At 68.6% G+C, this 15411-nt stretch carries 15 protein-coding genes; 8 read left to right on the forward strand and 7 right to left on the reverse strand.

Features of this window, described 5'->3' with window-relative positions; translation table 11 throughout:
* Nucleotides 1–359 precede the first annotated feature (359 nt).
* From OO014_RS18255 to OO014_RS18275, 5 genes are all read left to right on the forward strand, one after another.
* Nucleotides 360–1709 (forward strand): ABC transporter substrate-binding protein, encoded by a 1350-nt coding sequence (locus tag OO014_RS18255; RefSeq protein WP_272463756.1) that lies wholly within the window; start codon nucleotides 360–362, stop codon nucleotides 1707–1709.
* Complete coding sequence (locus OO014_RS18260; protein WP_272463757.1) at nucleotides 1706–2872, forward strand: carbohydrate ABC transporter permease; 1167 nt, start codon at nucleotides 1706–1708, stop codon at nucleotides 2870–2872. The genes OO014_RS18255 and OO014_RS18260 overlap by 4 nt, the downstream gene beginning before the upstream one ends.
* Complete coding sequence (locus OO014_RS18265; protein WP_272463758.1) at nucleotides 2869–3732, forward strand: carbohydrate ABC transporter permease; 864 nt, start codon at nucleotides 2869–2871, stop codon at nucleotides 3730–3732. Before OO014_RS18260 ends, OO014_RS18265 begins: the two co-directional genes overlap by 4 nt.
* A 139-nt stretch (nucleotides 3733–3871) precedes the next feature.
* Nucleotides 3872–5587, forward strand: coding sequence for a fumarate hydratase (locus tag OO014_RS18270; RefSeq protein WP_272463759.1), 1716 nt, complete (start codon nucleotides 3872–3874; stop codon nucleotides 5585–5587).
* 7 nt (nucleotides 5588–5594) lie between these two features.
* Nucleotides 5595–6110 (forward strand): beta-class carbonic anhydrase, encoded by a 516-nt coding sequence (locus tag OO014_RS18275; protein ID WP_272463760.1) that lies wholly within the window; start codon nucleotides 5595–5597, stop codon nucleotides 6108–6110.
* Between the two features lie 80 nt (nucleotides 6111–6190).
* Here OO014_RS18275 and OO014_RS18280 read toward each other — a convergent pair whose 3' ends face one another.
* The 4 genes from OO014_RS18280 to OO014_RS18295 form a co-directional block, all read right to left on the reverse strand.
* Nucleotides 6191–8269 carry a M3 family metallopeptidase gene (locus tag OO014_RS18280; protein WP_272463761.1) on the reverse strand — a complete coding sequence of 693 codons (2079 nt, stop codon included), beginning with the start codon at nucleotides 8267–8269 and terminating at the stop codon, nucleotides 6191–6193.
* Nucleotides 8270–8489: 220 nt separating this feature from the next.
* Nucleotides 8490–8864: a VOC family protein gene (locus OO014_RS18285; RefSeq protein ID WP_272463762.1), complete on the reverse strand. Its 375-nt coding sequence runs from the start codon at nucleotides 8862–8864 to the stop codon at nucleotides 8490–8492.
* A gap of 6 nt (nucleotides 8865–8870) precedes the next feature.
* A complete protein-coding gene (locus OO014_RS18290) occupies nucleotides 8871–9446 on the reverse strand; it encodes a maleylpyruvate isomerase N-terminal domain-containing protein (protein WP_272463763.1) in 576 nt (191 codons plus the stop codon).
* Between the two features lie 82 nt (nucleotides 9447–9528).
* Nucleotides 9529–10569, reverse strand: a complete 1041-nt coding sequence (locus tag OO014_RS18295; protein WP_272463764.1) for an NAD(P)-dependent alcohol dehydrogenase — start codon at nucleotides 10567–10569, stop codon at nucleotides 9529–9531.
* Between the two features lie 214 nt (nucleotides 10570–10783).
* On the opposite strand from OO014_RS18295, the gene OO014_RS18300 reads away from it, so the two are divergent.
* Entirely contained in the window at nucleotides 10784–11125 is a 342-nt protein-coding gene (locus OO014_RS18300; protein ID WP_272463765.1) for a cupin domain-containing protein, read from the forward strand.
* A gap of 49 nt (nucleotides 11126–11174) precedes the next feature.
* On the opposite strand, the gene glmM is transcribed toward OO014_RS18300, so the two are convergent.
* The 3 genes from glmM to rplM form a co-directional block, all read right to left on the reverse strand.
* The gene (gene glmM / locus OO014_RS18305) at nucleotides 11175–12521 is read right to left on the reverse strand and encodes a phosphoglucosamine mutase (protein ID WP_272463766.1); all 1347 of its coding nucleotides are present in this window, start codon (nucleotides 12519–12521) and stop codon (nucleotides 11175–11177) included.
* Between the two features lie 155 nt (nucleotides 12522–12676).
* Entirely contained in the window at nucleotides 12677–13180 is a 504-nt protein-coding gene (gene rpsI, locus OO014_RS18310) for a 30S ribosomal protein S9 (RefSeq protein ID WP_272463767.1), read from the reverse strand.
* Between the two features lie 48 nt (nucleotides 13181–13228).
* Nucleotides 13229–13672 (reverse strand): 50S ribosomal protein L13, encoded by a 444-nt coding sequence (gene rplM, locus OO014_RS18315; RefSeq protein ID WP_272463768.1) that lies wholly within the window; start codon nucleotides 13670–13672, stop codon nucleotides 13229–13231.
* Nucleotides 13673–13925: 253 nt separating this feature from the next.
* On the opposite strand from rplM, the gene OO014_RS18320 reads away from it, so the two are divergent.
* Both OO014_RS18320 and OO014_RS18325 read left to right on the forward strand, forming a co-directional pair.
* Nucleotides 13926–14528: a winged helix-turn-helix domain-containing protein gene (locus tag OO014_RS18320; RefSeq protein ID WP_272463769.1), complete on the forward strand. Its 603-nt coding sequence runs from the start codon at nucleotides 13926–13928 to the stop codon at nucleotides 14526–14528.
* Nucleotides 14525–15411, forward strand: an 887-nt coding sequence (locus OO014_RS18325) for an MFS transporter (protein ID WP_272463770.1), incomplete at its 3' end; no start/stop codon positions are given. The genes OO014_RS18320 and OO014_RS18325, both read left to right, overlap by 4 nt.

Consider the following 15411-nt stretch of genomic DNA (forward strand, 5'->3'; position numbering starts at 1 on the left):
AAGGCGTGAGGAAACGAGCGAGGAACGAGCGAGGCCCGGAGCGCCGATTCGGCTCAGGCGCCAGACAACGCGCCTGAGCCAAGGCGTGAGGAAACGAGCGAGGAACGAGCGAGGCCCGGAGCGCCGATTCGGCTCGGGCGCCAGAGAACGCGCCTGAGCGCCTCCTGGCGAAGCTGAAGGGCCCCCGGTTCGCCGGGGGCCCTTTGCCGTCTGGTGCGCCCGCTGGCAACCGCTTGGCAACGTTTCCTCCACTCCTACTGGTTTCGGCCCTCGCCACGGGGTAGGAATGACACAGGTGAGGTGACTCACGTCACGGACACAGACGTCCGGAAGGCACAACTCACGGCGAGGAGTGGCGAATGAGCGGTATCCGTAAACGAGTCGTGCTGGCGGGGGGAATGGCGATTGCCATGACCTTCCTCGCCGGATGCCTCCAGAACCCCAACCCCACGGGCGGGGCGGGCGGCGCCGGGCTCGGGGGGTTCGTCGACGGCGGCAGCCCGGACGGCGACAAGAAGGTGACGATCCTCGGGGCCTTCGGTGGCGGGGAGCAGAAGGCCTTCGAGGCGTCCCTCACTGCCTGGGAGCAGGAGAGCGGCATCGACATCCAGTACACCGCCGACCAGGACTTCACCACGACGATCAAGCAGAAGGTCAACTCGGGCGACTCCCCCGACATCGGTCTCTTCCCCCAGCCGGGCGGCCTGCTCGAGTTCGCCGGCCAGGGCAAGGTGCAGCCGATCGACACCTTCCTCGACTACGACGGCCTCGACTCGACACTGATCCCCGGTCTGCTCGACTCGGCCCGTTACAAGGGTCGGGTCTACGCGGCGCCCATGCGGCTCGCGGCCAAGAGCTTCGTCTGGTACCCGAAGCAGGCCTATGAGGCAGGCGGCTACAACACGGAGCCGAAGTCCATCCAGGAGCTGCAGAAGGTCGCCGACGAGATCAAGGCCGACGGCATCGCACCGTGGTGCATGGGCTGGGAGTCGGCCCAGGCGACCGGCTGGGTCGGCACGGACTGGATCGAGGAGCTCGTCCTGCGCATGTGGGGCCCCGACGTCTACGACGACTGGACCTCGCACCGGATCCCGTTCAACGACGAGCGCATCGTCAAGAGCTTCGACGAGTTCGCCAAGATCGCCAAGGACGAGACGATGGTCCTCGGTGGTCCGAAGGGCGTGCTGAGCACTGCCTTCGGCAAGGCGGCGCTTCCCTCCTTCGACAAGCCGCCGAAGTGCATGATGGAGCGCCAGGGCAACTTCGTCCTCTCGTTCTACCCCAAGCCGGTGCTCGAGGACCTCGAGAACCAGGTCGGCATCTTCGTCTACCCGCCGTTCGAGGGTGGGTTCGAGGGCCAGCCGATGCTGGGTGGCGCTGACCTCGCCGCCGTCTTCAACGGCAATGACGAGGACGTGAAGAAGGTCATGCAGTTCCTGACCTCGGACAAGTTCGGCGCCGAGTGGGCCAAGGCCGGCGGGTGGCTCTCGCCGCACAAAACCTTCGACGACTCGAACTACCCCGACGACATCACGCGCGCCGTGGCCAAGTTCGCCGCCGAGGCCGACGTCTTCCGCTTCGACGGGTCCGACGTGATGCCCAAGGCCGTCGGGTCGGGCACCTTCTGGACCGAGATGGTCAAGTGGGAGAACGGCCAGTCCTCGAAGGAGACGGCCGACAACATCGAAGCCAGCTGGCCGAAGTCATGAGCACCGCAATCCCGAAGGTCATCAACGAGGAGGCGCAGCCGCCGGATCGCAGCGTGGAGGGCCCGGAGAACGTCGGCCAGACCCAGCCCGTCAAGATCCTCATCGGCATCGTCGGGATGGTCGCGGTCGTCTGGTTCCTCGCGAACCTCTTCCTCGCGTTCAGCTACTACCCGGAGTGGTTCGGCCACAAGATCGTCATCGGGCTGCTCGCCATTGTCGGCGGCGTCGGTGGGGCGGCCGTGCTCTTCTTCTTCCTCAACATGTTCGTCGAGGGGTTGCCGGGCCGCCTGTCGCAGGGCGTGATTCCCTACGTGTTCCTCTTCCCGGGCCTCTTCTTCGTGGCCCTGATGTTGATCTATCCGACGTTCCAGACGATCAACTACTCGTTCGCCAACTCCGACAGCACTGCATACGTCGGGCTGCAGAACTACCAGACGATCTTCGGCGACTCGGAGTTCCGGCAGTCGATCGTCAACAACATCCTGTGGCTGCTCATCGTGCCGGCCGTCGTGGTCGCGTTCGGCGTCGTCGTCGCGGTGCTGTCGGACAAGCTCTCAGCAGGCGGGGAGAAGCTCGCCAAGAGCCTGATCTTCCTGCCGATGGCGATCTCGGCAGTCAGCGCCTCGGCGATCTGGCTGCTCATCTACGCCTACAACAACCCGGGGCAGGAGCAGATCGGTCTGCTCAACGCCATCTGGACCGGGCTGGGCGGCAGTCCGCAGGTGTGGCTGCAGATCGAGACGGCCAAGCTCAACTCGATCCTGCTCATGGTGATCCTCATCTGGCTCCAGGCCGGCTTCGCCATGGTCCTGCTGTCCTCGGCGATCAAGGGCGTCCCGGAGGACACCCTGGAGGCGGCCCGGATCGACGGGGCGAGCGAGTTCCAGATCTTCTGGCAGGTCGTGATCCCCCAGATCAAGGGCACGATCATCACGGTGTTCGTCACCGTCTTCATCACGGTGCTCAAGATCTTCGACATCGTCTACGTGACGACCAACGGGTCCTACGGCACCAACGTCATCGCGAACCTCTTCTTCAACAAGCTGTTCGCGGCCAGCGAGGCGGGTCAGGCGACGGCCATCGTCGTCGTCCTGCTCATCGCGGTGATCCCGCTGATCTGGTACCAGATCAGGCACTTCCGCAACGAGGAGGCAAACCGATGAGCCGCCGGTTGATGAAGGACGGACGGCCGCTCAGCCCGTTCTCGATCGTCGTGATGACCCTGCTCGTGATCCTGTGGTCGATCCCCACGCTCGGCCTGCTCGTGACGTCGTTCCGCAGCCGCGACGACGCCGCGACATCGGGCTGGTGGTCGGCGCTCTTCAACCCGTTCGCGACGGACTGGACGACGAGCAACTACAGCGGCGTGTGGACCGGCCAGGACTTCTCGACCGGGTTCATCAACAGCATCGTCGTCGCGATCCCGGCCACGATCATCCCGATCATGTTCGCGGCCTTCGCGGCGTATGCGTTCACGTTCATGGACTTCCCGTTCAAGGAGTTCTTCTTCCTGCTGATCATCGCCGTCATGGTGGTGCCGATCCAGGTGGCCTTCCAGCCGATGCTCGACATCCTCGGCCCGCGCGGCCTGGGCATCTCGGGGAGCTACATCGGGGTCTGGTTGCTGCACACCGGCTTCGGCATGCCGTTGTGCATCTACGTGTTGCGCAACTACATGAGCACGCTGCCGACGAGTGTCGTCGAGTCGGCGAAGATCGACGGGGCGACCCACTTCCAGACGTTCTGGAAGCTCGTTGCGCCGATGTCGATCCCGGCCATCGCCGCGTTCGCCACGCTCCAGTTCCTGTGGGTGTGGAACGACCTGCTCGTCGCGAAGCTGTTCCTCAACAGCGCCAACACGACGGTCATCGTCAAGCTCCAGCAGCTCCTCGGCACGCAGGGCCAGGGCCAGGAGCTCCTGACCGCTGGGGCGTTCATCTCGATCGTCATCCCGATGCTCGTGTTCGTCCTGCTCCAGCGCTTCATGGTGCGCGGCATGACCTCCGGCGCCGTCAAGGGCTGACGCTCACCAGCTGACCCAGCCACGCGAGTCCCCTCCCAACCCAACTAGGCTGGGAGGGGACTTTCGTATGCCGCTGAGCTCAGCGGCATACTGCTGTGGCCTTCCAGCCCTCCCGCACGACCCGAGAAAGGACGCCTCCGTGGCCGACTTCGCCTACGAGGACCTGCTGCCCGTCGGCAGCGACGAGACGCCGTACCGGCTGCTGACGACGGAGGGGGTGCGCACGGTGGAGGGGCCCGGTGGGCGCACGTTCCTCGAGGTGGACGGCGAGGCGCTGCGGCTGCTGACGGAGACGGCGATGCACGACATCGCGCACTACCTGCGGCCCGCGCACCTGCAGCAGCTCGCCAACATCCTCGACGACCCGGAGGCGAGCAACAACGACAAGTTCGTCGCGCTCGACCTGCTCAAGAACGCCAACATCGCGGCGGGCGGCGTGCTGCCGATGTGCCAGGACACGGGCACGGCGATCGTCATGGGCAAGCGGGGTCAGCAGGTCCTCACCGAGGGGACCGACGAGCGCGCCATCAGCCGGGGCGTCTACGACGCGTACACCCGGCTCAACCTGCGCTACTCGCAGATGGCGCCGGTGACGACGTGGGAGGAGAAGAACACCGGGTCCAACCTGCCCGCGCAGGTCGAGCTCTATGCCGACACCGCACCGGGGCACGAGACGACCTACAAGTTCCTCTTCATGGCCAAGGGCGGCGGCTCGGCCAACAAGAGCTACCTCTACCAGGAGACGAAGGCGATCCTCAACGAGGAGGCGATGCTGCGCTTCCTCGACGAGAAGCTGCGCTCGCTCGGCACGGCCGCGTGCCCGCCCTACCACCTCGCCATCGTCATCGGCGGCACGAGCGCCGAGTTCGCCCTCAAGACGGCCAAGTACGCGTCAGCGAAGTACCTCGACACGCTGCCCAAGCAGGGTGACCCGGTGACCGGCCACGGCTTCCGGGACACCGAGCTCGAGGAGAAGGTGCTCGAGCTGACCCGCCAGTTCGGGATCGGTGCGCAGTTCGGCGGCAAGTACTTCTGCCACGACGTGCGCGTCGTCCGGCTCCCCCGCCACGGCGCCTCGCTGCCGGTGGCCATCGCCGTCTCGTGCTCCGCGGACCGCCAGGTGCTCGGCAAGATCACGCCCGAGGGCGTCTTCATCGAGCAGCTCGAGACCGACCCGGCAAGGTTCCTGCCGGACCAGACGCACGAGGGCCTCGGCGAGCATGCGGACGAGGCGATCGGCGTCTCCTCGACGAGCAAGAACGTCGTCGTCAAGATCGACCTCAACCAGCCGATGGCCGACATCCTCGCCGAGCTGAGCAAGCACCCCGTCAAGACGCGCCTGTCCCTCAGCGGCCCGCTCGTCGTCGCCCGCGACATCGCGCACGCGAAGATCAAGGAACGCCTCGACCGCGGCGAGGAGATGCCGCAGTACCTCAAGGACCACCCGGTCTACTACGCCGGCCCGGCCAAGACGCCCGAGGGCATGGCATCCGGCTCGTTCGGCCCGACGACCGCAGGGCGGATGGACTCCTACGTCGACCAGTTCCAGGCGGCTGGCGGCTCCATGGTCATGCTCGCCAAGGGCAACCGGAGCAAGCAGGTCACCGACGCCTGCGCCGCCCACGGCGGCTTCTACCTCGGCTCGATCGGCGGCCCCGCTGCCCGCCTCGCCCAGGACTGCATCAAGCACGTCGAGGTCCTCGAGTACCCCGAGCTCGGCATGGAGGCGGTCTGGAAGATCGACGTCGAGGACTTCCCCGCCTTCATCGTCGTCGACGACAAGGGCAACGACTTCTTCGCCGAGGTCAGCAAGCCGATGGCCTTCACGATCACCAAGCGACCCGGACTCGAGTGAGGACACCATGACCGACAACACTTCTGCCCCCGACGGCTTCGACGACCTGCTGGACGCCAACCGGCGCTACGCCGACGACTTCCACCTCGGCGGCTTCGACGGCATCGCCCAGGCCGGTGTCGCCATCGTCACCTGCATGGACTCGCGGATCGACCCGCTCGGGATCGTCGGGCTCAAGCCGGGCGACGCGAAGATCTTCCGCAACCCCGGCGGCCGCGTCACCGAGGCGGCGCTCGAGGCGCTCGTCCTCGGCACGCACCTGCTCAACGTCAAGCGGATCCTCGTCGTCCCGCACACGCGCTGCGCGATGACGAAGTTCTCCGAGAACGAGCTGCGCCAGCGGATCACCGAGCTGTCCGGGGTCGACGCGTCGTGGCAGAGCTTCGGGGTCATCGACGACCAGGAGCAGAAGCTGCGCGAGGACCTGGCGAAGGTCCGCTCGCACCCGTTGATCCCCGCCAGCACCCAGATCGCCGGTTTCGTCTACGACGTCGACACGGGCCTGCTCAACCCCGTCGCCTGACACCACCCCTTGGCCGTATGGTGCTGGGCCGGCTCCGCGCGGAGCCAGCCCAGCGGCATACGGCTGAGTTGTGTTCTGCCTCAGAGGAGGCCGCGGCGCTCGAGGAGGTGGCGGGGATCGGCGTCCCGGCCACGGAACTCGCGGTAGGACGCCAGCGGGTCGCCGGCACCCCCGAGCCCGATGACGTAGCGGCGGTAGTGGTCGCCGTTGGCCCGGGTGAGCCCGCCGTTCTCGGTGAACCACGCGACGGTGTCGGCGTCGAGGACCTCGCTCCAGATGTAGGCGTAGTAGGCAGCGTCGTAGGCGTAGGCGAACGTGTGCGCGAAGTAGGGCGTCGAGTACCGCGGCGGAACCAGCGGGTTGTCGAGGCCGACCGCTGCGAGGGCCTGCCGCTCGAAGGCCGCGACGTCGGTCACGGCTGCGGCCTGCTCCACGTCGAGGGCGTGCCACGCCTGGTCGAGCAGCGCGGCTGCGAGGTACTCGCTCGTGGCGAAACCCTCACCCCACGAGCGGGAGGCGACCAGCCGCTCGACGAGGTCCTGGGGCATCGGTTCCCCCGTCTCGTGGTGGATCGCGTAGTTGGCCAGGACCTCGGGCCAGAGGATCCACATCTCGTTGACCTGGCTCGGATACTCGACGAAGTCGCGGAAGACTCGCGTGCCCGAGAAATGCGGGTAGGTGACCCGCGCCAGCAGGCCGTGCAGCGCGTGGCCGAACTCGTGGAAGAACGTCGTCACCTCGTCGAAGGTGAGCAGCGTCGGCTCGCCGGCGGCCGGCTTGGGCACGTTGAGGTTGTTGGTGACGACCGCGTGCGGCTCGCCGAGCAGCGTCGACTGGTGGACGAGGCTGGTCATCCACGCCCCGCCCTTCTTGGTGTCGCGGGTGTAGAGGTCGAGCAGGTAGAGCCCGATCGGGGTGCCGTCCTCCCGCACCTCGAAGATGCGGACCTCCGGGTGGTAGCCGGGCAGGTCGGGCCGCTCGTGGAAGGTCAGGCCGTAGAGCTTCTGCGCGGCGAAGAAGATCCCCTCGTGGAGGACCCGCTCCGCCTCGAAGTACGGCCGCATCGCTGCGGTGTCGACGTCGAACTTCGAGGCGCGGACCCGGTCTGACCAGAAGGCCCAGTCGTGCGCCTCGATGGGGTGTCCGGCCTCGGCCTCGAGCGCGGCCTGCTCGCTCCGGGCGTTGGCCGCCGCGGCGCGGGCCATCGGGGCCAGGCGCTCCATCACGCGCTGGGGCGAGCCGGCCGTGGAGTCGGCGAGCGCCGCGGCGGCGTGGGTGGGGTAGCCGAGCAGCCGGGCCCGCTCCGCCCGGAGCCGCACGATCTGCAGGACGAGGTCCCGCGTGTCGTGGTCGTTCCCGCGGCTGCCGCGGGAGCGTTGCGCCTCATGCAACCGGCGACGCACCTCCCGGTTGGTCAGGGCGGCGAGGTGCGGGTGGTTGGTCGGCAGGACGAGACTGACCAGGAAGGACCCCTCGTGCCCGTGCTCGCGCGCTGCCTCGGCCGCCGCGGAGACCTCCCCCGGACTGAGCCCGTCGAGCTCGGCCTCGTCGTCCACGAGGACAGCCAGGTCGTTGGCGTCGGCCAGCAGCTGCTTCTCGAAGCGGGTCGTCAAGGTGGCGAGGGCTTCGTTGAGCTCGCGCAGCCGGAGCTTCGCGGTGTCGTCGAGCCCCGCTCCCGCCACGGTGAACTCGGTCAGGTAGCGCTCGACCAGGTAACGCGACTCCGGGTCGAGCGCCTCCAGCTGCTCGGCGTTGTCGTGCACGGCCCGGATGCGGGCGTAGAGACGCGAGTCGAGGCGGATCGCGTCGGCGTGCGCGGTGAGCTTGGGGGCGTACTCCTCCTGAACGGCCTGGATCTGCGGGGTGGCCAGGGCGCTGGACGTGCCGAAGAAGGTGGTGCTCGTCCGGCTGAGCAGGTCCCCGGCCCGTTCGAGCGCGACGACGGTGTTGTCGAACGTCGGCGGCTCGGGGTTGCCGGCGATGGCCTCCACCTCCGCGCGGTGCTGGGCCATGCCCGCGTCGAGAGCGGGGCCGTAGTGCTCGGGACTGATGCGGTCGAAGGGTGGCAGCGAGAACGGGAGGTCGCTGCGGCCTGCGAACGGGTTGTCGTCGGGCAGCCGAGCGTCGGTATTGGTGGGGTCATCGGTGGGGTCGAGCATGACCCCGACCCTACGCACCCGCGCCGACGGTCACTCCTCCTCGTAGCCAATCAGCCAGTCTTCGCACCGGATCGAAGGCTCGTCCCCTGCCACATCGGACGCGAAGAGCGCCACGGGGCCGTCGGCGAGATGGCCGTGGGCGATGGCTTCCGGCGGGCCGTCACTCCGGTGCTAGAGGCGAGCGGGGACGGCCGAGGTCCCGTCGTGCCGGAGAAGGAGGCTAGGCCTCGTCCCAGCAGAGGCAGAAGGGGTGGCCCGCCGGGTCGAGGTAGACCCGGAACGTGTCACCGGCGGCCTCCCCTGGCTGCACGTCGTGCTTCCTGGCGCCCAACGCCAAGACCCCTGGCTCAGCCGCGTCGACGTCATCGACGGTCACGTCGAGATGGAACTGCTGAGGCCGCTCGCCCCTCGGCCACGTCGGGGCGGCGAAGTCCTCGGCGAGCTGGAAGGCCACCCGCAGCCCGTCGACCACGAGGACGACCCAGTCGTCCTCAGCGGAGGTGACCTCCCCGCCGATCAGGTCGCGATAGAACTCCGCGAGATCGCGAGGTGCGGGACAGTCGATGACCACGGAGCGCAGGCGTGCGAGGGACATGCCCAGTCAGTCTGCCACTCGGACTGAGGAGTCCCAAGACCAGCTCGTGGGCAGCTCGTGCCCGACCAGGGCCCGTCGACCAGTGACGTGCAGGAGCACCGTTGCGGCGTCACCTGACGGCGCCAAGGGGAACAGCCGTCGAAGGACCGGAGCGCTGAGCGCGGAGGGTGGCCACCACTCGAGACCCAGCCCGGTGGTCACATCGTGGGTGTGCACGAGGACCTCGACGACGCCCATCGCGGCGAACCCGTCCGGATCGGAGGTCCCGTGCGGGTGCCAGCCGCGCGCATCGGGCGGCGCCGAGTCCACCGCGATGCGAAGGAGTCGGCCGCACATCGCCACGGCCAGGAGGCTGTCGGCGTTCGTGGCGTGTGGATCGATGACGGCCTCAATCGGGAGGTAGGAGTCGGCCGGCTCGGCGATCACCTGCGACGCGTAGGAGAACAGGTCGTCGGCGACATGGGCAACTGTCTCTCGACAGCTCCATTCGAGGCGGCCCGCGGGCACGTCCCAGTCTCGGTCCGTGGCCGGCGCCAGGGCTGTCCTCATCTCGTCGACCGCCAGCTCCACCAAGTGGCTCATTGCAGACATCTTCGACACCCTAGAGACGGCGCGGCGACCCGGCCACCGGTTTGGAGCCGGCAGCCGGGCCCGCGGACAGACCTCAGGACAAGGTGCTGGCGTCGATGACGAAGCGGTAGCGGACGTCCGAGGCGAGGACCCGCTCGTAGGCCTCGTTGACCTGCTCCACCGGGATAACCTCGACCTCTGAGCCGATCTGGTGCTCGGCGCAGAAGTCCAGCATCTCCTGCGTGAGCGCGATGCCCCCGATCATCGAGCCGGCGAAGGAGCGCCTCGCCCCGATCAGCGAGAAGACATTGAGGCTGAGCGGCTCCGGTGGGGCGCCCACGTTGACAAGTGTGCCGTCCACGGCCAGCAGGCCGAGGTAGGCATCGGCGTCGATGGGTGCGCTCACCGTGTTGATGATGAGGTCGTAGCGGCCGCGCAGCTGCTTGAACGTGTCGGGGTCCGAGGTGGCGTAGTAGTCGTCCGCCCCAAGGCGCAGCCCGTCCTCCTGCTTCTTGAGGGACTGGGACAGGACCGTCACCTCCGCGCCGAGCGCGTGGGCGATCTTGACCGCCATGTGCCCCAGCCCGCCGAGCCCGACGACGGCGACCTTCGTGCCCGGGCCCGCGCCCCACTTGCGCAACGGGGCGTACGTCGTGATGCCGGCGCAGAGCAGTGGCGTCGCAGCGGCCGCATCGAGTGCGGCCGGCACGGACAGCACGAAGTCCGCATCCACGACCACGTGGGTGGAGTAGCCGCCCTGCGTCGTGGTGCCGTCGCGGTCCGTGCCGGCATAGGTGGGGACCGACCCCTCGAGGCAGTACTGCTCGTCGCCGTTGCGGCAGTTGGTGCACTCACCGCACGAGTTGACGAGACACCCGACGCCGACGCGGTCACCGACCCGGTGCTTGGTCACGTCGGCGCCGACCTCGGTCACCGTGCCGACGATCTCGTGGCCGGGCACCACGGGGAAGGGCTGCGGCCCCCAGTCGCCGTTGACGGTGTGGATGTCGGAGTGGCAGATGCCGGCGTACTGGATCTCGATGAGGACGTCGTTGGGTCCGACGTCGCGGCGCTCGATGGTGGTCGGGGCCAGGGGCTCTCCGGCCGCCGGGGCTGCATAAGCGTTGACGCGCATGCGTGGTCTCCTTCTGGTAGAGAGGGCGAGGAGTGAGGGCTCGTGAGAGAGCGCCTACGGGAAGCACTGGCCCTCGACCGTAGGAACTTCGATGCGGTGAAGTCAAAACGCCGCTCAACCAGACCGACCGACGGACCCACCCTTCACGGTTGCGCTCACAGCCTGGTCGGGAGGGTGCCTGGTCGGCCTGGGTGCGCAGTCCTACGCTCACGACATGGCAAAGCTGACCCCCGTCTCAGAGTCCTCCGCGCACCTCGATCTGGCCGACGCCCTCCCGGTCGTGGCCGAGTCGACGACCTCCCGGGTCCTGGTCACCAACGACGTGATGCGCATCGTCCAGTTCACCTTCGACGCCGGCGAGCTGCTCACCGAGCACACGTCGCCACGAGCCGTGGCCGTGCAGCTCGTCAGTGGCCGGATGCGGTTCACCGTCGACGGCACCGAGCACGTGATGACCGACGGTGACCTCATCTACCTGGCGCCCGGCGCATCGCACGCGCTCGTCGCCGAGACCGCTTGCCGGATGACCCTCGTGATGGTGGATCTGGGGGGCTGAGCCGGACCGCGCGAGCCAGCCCAGCGGCATACGACCTGCTTGGGTCTGCCTACAACGCCAGCTCGGCCTTGACGACGTCGACGAGGCGTCCGGCCACGAGGTGGGCCTGGTCGCCGTCGGCGGCCTCCACCATGACGCGGACCACCGGCTCGGTGCCCGACTTGCGCAACAGCACGCGCCCGGACGCCCCCAGCTCGGCCTCGGCCAGGCGGACGGCGTCCGTGACGACGGTGGACGCCTCGAGGCGGCTCTTGTCGACGCCCTTGACGTTGATGAGGACCTGCGGGAAGCGCTGCATCACGCCAGCGAGGTCGGCGAGGCTGCGCCCCGTCTCGGCCACGCGTGAGGCGATCATGAGCCCGGTGAGCGTGCCGTCGCCGGTGGTGCCGTGGTCGAGCATGACGACGTGGCCGGACTGCTCGCCACCGAGCGAGTAGCCGCCGTCCTTCATGCCCTCCAGGACGTAGCGGTCGCCGACGGCCGTCTGGAGCACCTTGATGCCGGCCGCGCCGAGCGCCTGGACCATGCCGAGGTTGGACATCACTGTCGCGACGAGGGTGTCACCGCGCAGGACGCCCTGCTCCTTCATCGAAAGGGCGAGGATCGCCATGATCTGGTCGCCGTCGACCTCCTGGCCCGCGGCGTCGACCGCGAGGCAGCGGTCCGCGTCGCCGTCGAACGCGAGCCCGAAGTCGGCGCCCACCTCGACCACGGCGGCCTGCAGTCGACCCAGGTGCGTCGAGCCGAAGCCGTCGTTGATGTTGATGCCGTCCGGCTCGTTGCCGATGACCGTCACCTGCGCACCGGCCTCGGAGAAGGCGCGAGGAGCCACGACCGAGGCGGCGCCGTGAGCCGTGTCGAGCACGATGTGCAGGCCGTCCAGCCGGTGCGGCAGCGCGGAGAGCAGGTGCGCGACATAGCGGTCCGCGCCGTCCGAGAGCGTCCGGATCCGGCCGACGTCGGCGCCGGTCGGCCGCTGCCACTCCTCGCCCATCCGCTGCTCGATGGCATCCTCGAGCTCGTCGGCGAGCTTGTGCCCACCGCGGGCGAAGAACTTGATGCCGTTGTCGGGCATCGGGTTGTGCGAGGCCGAGAGCATCGCCCCGAGGTCGGCGCCCTGAGCGGCGACGAGGTAGGCGATCGCCGGCGTCGGCAGCACCCCGGCGTCGAGCACGTCGACCCCGGCCGAGGCCAGCCCGGCCGTCGTGGCCGCCGCGAGGAACTCTCCCGAGGCTCGGGGGTCACGCCCCACCACGGCAACCGGTCGATGCCCGTTGAACTCGCCGACCTCTCCGAGCACGTGCGCCGCAGCGACCGACAGGTCGAGGGCGAGCTCCGCCGTGATGTCCTGGTTGGCGATCCCACGGACGCCGTCCGTGCCGAAGAGTCGAGCCACGTTGGTTGTGCCTTTCGTACGGGCGCCGATGGAGCGAAGGTGGAGGGTGGGTGAACGCGGGGGAACGCACGGCGCCAAGGAGAACTTACTCCCCCGTCACAGGCGAAAGGCCCCGAGTGGCACTCGGGGCCTTTCGTCGTGGTGCTGCTGCAGGATCAGCGCTTGCTGTACTGCGGAGCCTTGCGGGCCTTCTTGAGACCGGCCTTCTTGCGCTCGGGGACGCGGGCGTCGCGGCTCAGGAAGCCCGCCTTCTTCAGCGCCGGGCGGTTGAGCTCGGTGTCGACCTCGTTGAGCGAGCGGGCGACGCCGAGACGGACGGCACCGGCCTGGCCGGAGGGGCCACCGCCGTGGACGCGCACGAGCACGTCGTAGGAGCCGTCGAGCTCGAGGAGCGTCAGCGGCTCCTTGACGATCTGCTGGTGCACCTTGTTGGGGAAGTAGTCCTCGAGGGTGCGGCCGTTGATCTTCCACTCGCCGGTGCCCGGGACGATCCGGACGCGGGCGATGGCCTGCTTGCGGCGGCCGGTGGCGGCACCGGGGACGGAGACCTCGCGGGCCCGCTTCGGCTCGCCGGCCTCGCCGGCGGAGGACTCCGAGGTGTACTCGGTCAGCTCCGGCTCGTCGGTGTCGAGGACGTCCTCGTTCACAATGTCAGTCACGTGCTTCTCTTTCTACGCAGTCAGTGCTCAGTCAGGAGCGCGGGGCGCTTACTGCGCGACCTGGGTGATCTCGAACGGGACGGGCTTCTGGGCCGCGTGCGGGTGCTCCGCGCCGCGGTAGACCTTGAGCTTGGAGAGCTGCTGGCGGGCCAGCGAGTTCTTCGGGAGCATGCCGCGGACGGCCTTCTCGATGGCCTTCTCGGGGCTCTTGGCGAGCAGCTCGGTGTAGCTCGTGGTCTTGAGGCCGCCCGGGAAACCGGAGTGGCGGTAGGCCTTCTTCTGCTCGAGCTTGGCGCCGGTGAGGGCGACCTTGTCGGCGTTGATGATGATGACGAAGTCACCGGTGTCGACGTGCGGCGCGAACTGCGGCTTGTGCTTGCCCCGGAGCAGGACCGCAGCCTGGCTCGCGAGACGGCCGAGCACGACGTCGGTCGCGTCGATGACGTGCCACGTGCGAGTGACCTCGCCGGGCTTCGGGGTGTACGTGCGCAATGGAGTCTGCCTTTGCTGTCGAAATAATGCCGTATGCCGCTGGGCTCGGCCCGCGTCGCCCGCCACCCTCGTCGGGTCGGCTGGGTTCGCAGGCGCCTGCTGCACAACCTCATCAATGTTACGGGTTCACCGTGGCCCACCCAAATCGCGGCCAGCCACCTCGAAAAGGCCCGCTGACCTGCGCAAACCCAGCCCAGCGGCATACGTCCAAAAGAGTTGTGCAAAGAAAATGTGCAGAGGTATTGTGCACACTATGGCTGCACTCGGCGACTCTCCCACCAACATCTGGCTCACCCCGGAGAGCCTGCGCGTCCTCGCCCACCCGCTCCGCTCGCGACTGCTGAGCCAGCTGCGCATCGGCGGGCCCGCCACGGCGACCCAGCTCGCGACCGCACTGAGCACCAACACCGGTGCGACGAGCTACCACCTGCGCAAGCTCGAGTCCGTCGGCCTCGTCGAGGACACCGGCGAGGGCGAGGGCAAGCGCCGCCTGTGGCGGGCCAGCACCGAGGCGCACTCCTGGTATCCGAGCGACTTCGCCGGCGACGAGGACAGCGAGACCGCGCTCAACTGGCTCTCGCACGACTACGCCCGGCACTTCGGCGAGCAGTACGACAAGTGGCTCAACGTCTCCATGACGTGGCCGGCGGAGTGGCAGGACGCGTGCGGCAGCAGCGACTCCATGGTCCTCGTGACGAGCGAGCAGCTGCGCGAGATGCGCGACGAGATCCACGAGGTGGTGGCGCGATACCGGCGGGTCGGCCAAGGCAACCCACGGGCCCGCCGGATCGCCGCTTACACCTTCCTCTACCCGCTCGACCTCGAGCGCCCGCCGGCCACGGACTCGCGCTCATGACGGCCGTCCTCGGTCCCGCGAGCGCCCGACGGGTCTTCCTCACCCTGTCCGCCACACGCTGGCTCTCCATCGGGCTCGTCGTCGGCATCTTCATGCTGTGGTTCCTCGAACGAGGCCTGACCATCAGCCAGGCGGCCGTCGCGATGTCGTTCACCGGCATCGTCGTGTTTCTCCTCGAGCTGCCGACATCGGGCTTCGCGGACGCCTTCGGGAGACGGCCGGTCTACGTGGCCTCCGCGGTCTTCGGGGTGCTGTCCTCGGTCGCCCTCCTCGCGGCGCAGTCGTTCGCGACCTTCGTGGTCGCGGCGGTCCTCACGGGGGTGTTCCGGGCACTCGACTCCGGGCCACTCGAGGCGTGGTTCGTCGACACGGTGCACGCGACGGAGCCGGAGGCCGACGTCGACGGCGCCCTCGCCGCGCAGGGAACGGTCGTCGGCGTCTCGATCGCGGTCGGCGCCCTCGTCTCGGGCGGCCTGATCGCCTGGCACCCCGTCAGCGGACGGTCCGCCCTGTGGCTCCCGGTGGCGTGCGCTGCGGCGCTGTCCGTGCTGCATCTCGTCATGGTGGTGCTGCTGCTCAAGGAGCCTCGAGATGCCGAGCACCTGGACACGTCGGGCTTGCGTCGCGCCGTCAGCTCGGCCAAGGAAGCTCCGGTCGTCGTGCGGGACGGGCTGCGGCTGGTGGCGTCCAGCAGCGTGCTGCGCGGACTGATGCTGGCCGAGGTCGCCTGGTCCGGGGCGATGGTCGTCTTCGAGATGTTCCAGCCGGTGCGGCTCGCGGAGCTGCTCGGTGGTGAGGAGGTGGCTGGTGCCTGGATGGGGCCGATCGCCGCCGGCGGCTGGGCCGTCTTCGCGGTCGGGTCGGCCCTGGCGGGCCTGACGAG

It is taken from the genome of Intrasporangium calvum, from assembly GCF_028446585.1.
GTDB lineage: Bacteria > Actinomycetota > Actinomycetes > Actinomycetales > Dermatophilaceae > Intrasporangium > Intrasporangium calvum_A.